Origin of the sequence: Neobacillus rhizosphaerae, from assembly GCF_050477885.1 — a bacterium.
GTDB lineage: Bacteria > Bacillota > Bacilli > Bacillales > Cytobacillaceae > Neobacillus > Neobacillus rhizosphaerae_A.
The window spans coordinates 1-5,264 of record NZ_JBCNAC010000144.1 but is presented as its reverse complement, the minus strand read 5'-3'; the positions used below and the strand labels follow the sequence as shown (position 1 = coordinate 5,264).

The 5,264-nt window shown below is 37.8% G+C and carries 5 protein-coding genes; all 5 read left to right on the top strand.

All coding sequences use genetic code 11. The features are described 5' to 3' along the window. The first annotated feature begins 122 nt into the window (after positions 1 to 122). Positions 123 to 971 carry an MASE3 domain-containing protein gene (locus ABES03_RS19755; RefSeq protein ID WP_430119882.1) on the top strand — a complete coding sequence of 283 codons (849 nt, stop codon included), beginning with the start codon at positions 123 to 125 and terminating at the stop codon, positions 969 to 971. Positions 972 to 1,267: 296 nt separating this feature from the next. Then, on the top strand, positions 1,268 to 2,689 hold the full coding sequence (locus tag ABES03_RS19750; protein WP_430119880.1) for an amino acid permease: 1,422 nt from the start codon (positions 1,268 to 1,270) through the stop codon (positions 2,687 to 2,689). 157 nt (positions 2,690 to 2,846) lie between these two features. Next, positions 2,847 to 3,671: an amino acid ABC transporter substrate-binding protein gene (locus ABES03_RS19745; RefSeq protein WP_430119878.1), complete on the top strand. Its 825-nt coding sequence runs from the start codon at positions 2,847 to 2,849 to the stop codon at positions 3,669 to 3,671. After that, entirely contained in the window at positions 3,658 to 4,356 is a 699-nt protein-coding gene (locus tag ABES03_RS19740) for an amino acid ABC transporter permease (RefSeq protein ID WP_430119876.1), read from the top strand. The genes ABES03_RS19745 and ABES03_RS19740 overlap by 14 nt, the downstream gene beginning before the upstream one ends. A 39-nt stretch (positions 4,357 to 4,395) precedes the next feature. Next, positions 4,396 to 5,130, top strand: a complete 735-nt coding sequence (locus ABES03_RS19735) for an amino acid ABC transporter ATP-binding protein (protein ID WP_430119884.1) — start codon at positions 4,396 to 4,398, stop codon at positions 5,128 to 5,130. The last annotated feature ends 134 nt before the right edge of the window (positions 5,131 to 5,264 follow it).

The window sequence follows — 5,264 nt, the reverse complement described above, 5'->3', positions numbered from 1 at the left end:
TGAACGAGGCGCTTCCGCCTATTGTTCTAAAATTCATAAAACAGCTACAAGTATGACAGTCATTTTGAGTCAACTACTTTTATAATAAAGTAAAACAAGATGTAAAAGGAGGTGTAACTAGTGTGAAAATAACTGAAGGGAGATTTCTAATTTTTTCGATTTTGGCCATCGTTTTACTAATGATGATTCATGTGTTTCAAGCGCAAATTTCTGCCTTTTATAACCCCGCGAATTATGTTGGATTTCATACGCTTTTAGAGAGCTTTAGCATCGCTATTTCTGCAACTATACTTTTGTATGGATTGAAAAGCTATGAGAAGAATCAGTCCAGTCAAATGCTCCTCTTAACTTTTACATTCTTTATAGTAGGGACACTTGACCTGCTCCACACCTTATCCTTTAAAGGAATGCCTTATTTTTTTACTGAAAGCTCTGTCGCTAAAGCCACCTGGTTTTGGGTTTCTGCACGAATCTTTCAGTCACTATTAATTTTAGCTACCCTATTCATTCCTGAGCGAAAATTATCAAGGGATTACCGCCCGCTTGCTTTATTAGCTGGAATAATCATAGCACTAACTGTCAGCTTCTTAGTTATTTATTATGAAAAAAACTTGCCCATTCTGATGGTAGAAGGTAAAGGAACAACACTTTTGAAAAATGGAATCGAATATGGTATCAGTTTTATTCTTTTTGTTTCTTTAATTAGGACATTGTATCAATATCATCAAGTAAAAAGTGAAGCGACACTTTCCCTCGCGTTGGCTTTTGTATATTTACTGTTAACAGAGTTAGTTTTTACAATCTACCAAAGTGTATTTGATCTAGATAATTTTTTGGGTCATATTTTTAAAACACTTGGCTTTTATTTCATCTTAAAGAGTTTTTATTTTTCAAATCGGAAGATCGCAGAAGAAGTATATGAAGAGGAAGATAAGGATAAAGAAGAGCCGAAAATGATGAAATGGGTCTAATGGCGAAAACTATCCTAATTTCCATTAACCACATATTTAATAAACAAAAAATTGAAGGTATAATGGAAACTGTTAAATAGAGAAAGTACAGATAGTATGTGATCACTAAGAATGATTACTTACTATTTTTTTTGTGTTTTAACTCATTAACACTTTAGTAAGATAAAATTTCCCATTGACATAAATCCATAATGCCCCTATATTAAAAAGCGTTGATTAATATTTATACAAAAAATTGTTGAGTTAAAACATTATTATAAAATAAAAATAATTATTTATTGAGAGGTGTTAACAGCATGGGGAAAGCAAATAAGTTAGGTTTTTGGGTACTAACCGCACTGGTTGTTGGTAACATGGTTGGCTCGGGTATTTTTATGCTTCCACGTTCTTTATCAGAATCAGCAAGTCCTGCTGGCGTCATTTCTGCATGGTTGGTAACAGGTTTTGGAGTCTTAATGACGGCACTTGTATTTGGGAATTTAGCCGTTCGAAAGCCAACCCTACAAGGTGGACCACAAATATATGCAAAGGACTTGTTTAAACAAGGTTCACATGCATCGACATTATCAGGTTTTATGTCTACTTGGGGTTATTGGATTGGGAATTTAGCAGGGAACGTAGCCATGATTACTACCTTCGCTGGTTATTTATCTACCTTTTTCCCAATTTTAACAAGCCAGGCAGACTGGTTCACAATTGGTAACTTTACACTTAAGGTAGGGAATGGTTTAACCTTTATCGTGTGTTCCGTTCTTTTATGGGGAACGCATACTATTATCCTCCGCGGGATGGAAAGTGCCGGTAAATTAAACTTTATGGCCACTGCTGCGAAGGTTGCAGGATTTATCTTATTTATTATCGTTGGACTGTTTGCCTTTGAAAAAAGTAACATGCTTCCATTCATGGCAGAAAGACTCGATGAAGCTGGTCACTCGATTAGTATGATGAAGCAAATAAACAACGCAGCAGTTAATACCTTATGGGCATTTATTGGTGTTGAATCAGCAGTCGTTTTTGCTTCACGTGCGAGAAAACAAACAGATGTAAAACGTGCGACGATTTTAGGATTATTTATTGCCCTTGGAATTTACGTAGGAATCAGTACTTTAGTGATGGGGATGTTAGACCAAAACACCCTTATTCACTCAGATAAGCCATTAATTGATGCGATTTCAACTGTTTTAGGACCAATTGGCGGGAAAGTGTTAGCTGCAGTGGGACTAATCAGCTTATTTGGATCAACGATTGGTTGGTTAATGTTAAGTGCAGAGGTTCCGTATCAAGCAGCAAAACAGGGCTTGTTCCTTCCTGCTTTCTTAAAAGAAAACAAAAAAGGCTTACCAGTCTTTTCAATGATTGTTTCAAACGGTTTAGGTCAATTGTTCATTTTCTCTACGATTTCAAAATCAATATCTGGTGCATTTGATTTTGTTATTGTCATTGCCACTTTATCATATTTAGTTCCATACTTTATCTCGTCTGTCTATCAATTGAAATTAGTTGTTACAGGAGATACCTATAATGGAGATAAATCAAGATTCACAGATGGAATCATCGCGCTCCTTTCAACCATTTATGCAGTTTGGGTCATCATCGCAGGGACGGCTGATATTAAAACCTTTACCTACGGTATGATACTATTAGCAAGTGGAATTCTATTCTACGGACCACTGTTGAAAAAGAAAAGTAAGAATAAGGCGCAACAGAAGGCCGCATAATTAACGAACCTATCAGGGATTCTCTGATAGGTTTTTTTTATAGAGAAAGGGGAAAAATAATTTTGATTCCTAACAATTATTTCTTTTGACAGATAGCAATGGATGTAATATGATAATTAAATCCTACAAAAACTATCAGAATTAGGGGGTTTTGAGATTGAAAAAGTTAACTGTTCTATTTGCACTCTTATTAAGCTTTATGTTTGTTCTTTCAGCATGTGGTAAAGACGAGAAAGCAAAAAAGGAATCAGATAAAAAGACAGCTGAAAAAGCGGATGGAGACTTATTGAAAAAAATAAAAGATGATGGAACAATTACGATTGGTACTGAGGGTACATATCCGCCATTTACCTTCCATGATACAAGTGGAAATTTAACTGGATTTGATGTGGAGCTTGCTCAGGAAGTCGCGAAACGTCTCGGAGTGAAAGCAGAATTCAAAGAGACGCAATGGGATGCCATGTTCGCTGGACTGGATGCCAAGCGTTTTGATATGATTGCAAACCAAGTGGGGATCAATCCAGAGCGTCAGGAAAAATATGATTTCTCTGATCCTTACATTACCTCATCTGCTGTGTTAATCGTAAGTAAGGATAACGATAAAGTAAAGACCTTCGAAGATATTAAAGGATTAAATTCTGCGCAATCATTGACAAGTAATTACGGAGCTATGGCTAAGAAATACGGTGCCAATCTTGTAGGTGTAGAAGGATTCCAACAATCAATCGAATTGCTTGCGCAAAAACGTGTAGATGTAACCATCAATGATAAATTAACCTTCTTAGATTATAAAAAGAGCAAGCCAGATGCTCCAGTTAAGATTGCAGCAACCAGTGATGATGCATCATCAAGTGGATTCATGTTCAGAAAGAAGAGCGACTCACTTGTTGACGAAGTGAATAAAGTATTAAAAGATATCGTCGATGATGGTACGTATAAAAAAATCTCAGAGAAATGGTTTGGTGAAGATGTACTTAAATAGTATTTTTACTGACCCAGAAAGAGCACAAAAGTTATTTGATATAGCAAAAAGTTCCCTTCAGCCTATGCTGGAGGGAGCTATTTTAAATACGATCCCGCTGACCATTATTAGCTTTATTTGCGGTATAATCTTGGCTGTGCTGACTGCATTAGCTAGGATTTCTCATGTAAAGTTATTGCGAAGTATTGCTAGAGTCTATGTTTCAGCGATTCGAGGAACACCGTTGTTAGTGCAATTATTTATTATTTTTTATGGACTTCCTAATCTAGGTGTTACCCTTGACCCTTTTATTTCTGCAGTCATTGGATTTTCTCTTAGTGTAGGGGCATATGCATCAGAAATTATCCGGGCAGCAATTCTTTCTATTCCAAAAGGGCAATGGGAAGCTGGATATTCCATTGGTATGTCCTATACGCAAGCATTAAAAAGAATTATTCTTCCACAGGCAACCAAAGTTTCTATACCGCCCTTATCGAATACCTTTATCAGTCTTGTAAAAGATACATCACTCGCATCACTGGTGCTCGTAACTGAGATGTTTCGCCGTGCTCAAGAGATTGCTTCAACCAATTATGAATTTTTATTGGTGTATTCAGAAGCGGCATTCCTTTATTGGGTCATTTGCTTTTTCCTATCCGTCATTCAAGGGATTATGGAAAAAAGACTGGACCGCTATGGAGCTTAGCCTGGTGATGGTGATTAAAGGAAAAAAGGGAGTTTTATGATGATTTCAATTAAAGGTCTATATAAACAGTTCGGTCAATTAGAAGTGTTAAAGGGAATTGACCTTGAGGTGGAGAAGGGTAAAGTGGTGGTTGTCATCGGGCCGTCTGGTTCTGGAAAAACGACCATGCTGCGTTGCTTGAATGTGCTAGAAACTCCAACAAAAGGGGTCATCTCCATCGAAGGTCAGAGTCTTGATTTTTCAAAAGCAGTTTCGAAGAAGAATATCGCTACCTTTCGGCGTGTAACCGGAATGGTGTTTCAAAATTATAATCTTTTCCCACATAAAACGGCCCTTGAGAACGTGATGGAAGGACCAGTGGTGGTAAAGGGTGAGAGCAAAGATGCTGCTCGAAAAAAAGCCCAAACACTTTTAGAGAAAGTAGGTCTAGGAGATAAAGTGGACTACTATCCGGCACAGCTTTCTGGTGGTCAGCAGCAGCGGGTCGGTATTGCCAGGGCGCTTGCCATGGAGCCAGAGGTGATGCTGTTTGATGAACCGACATCAGCGCTTGACCCGGAGCTTGTTGGAGAAGTGTTAAAAGTCATGAAGGACCTTGCCAATGAAGGTATGACTATGATTGTTGTCACCCACGAAATGCGCTTTGCCCGTGAAGCGGCTGATGAGGTCATCTTTATGGATCAGGGTGTCGTGGTCGAAAGAGACAAGCCAGATGTCATCTTTACCCAACCGAAAGAAGAACGAACTAGGAAGTTTTTGAATATGATCCAGTAAGGTGCTGTAGCTCGGGAAGCTATGGCACTTTTTTGCGTTTTTGTTTCCTAGTATTTGGTAAAATAGCCAATAACCCATAAAATTGAGCCAATCCAGTCCAAAAATGAGCCAATCCTGATACTACGTCAAGAAAA

Coding starts and splice junctions, on each gene's coding strand:
- ABES03_RS19750 (WP_430119880.1), top strand. CDS start 1,268: ATGGGGAAAGCAAATAAGTTAGGTTTTTGGGTACTAACCGCACTGGTT.
- ABES03_RS19740 (WP_430119876.1), top strand. CDS start 3,658: ATGTACTTAAATAGTATTTTTACTGACCCAGAAAGAGCACAAAAGTTA.
- ABES03_RS19735 (WP_430119884.1), top strand. CDS start 4,396: ATGATTTCAATTAAAGGTCTATATAAACAGTTCGGTCAATTAGAAGTG.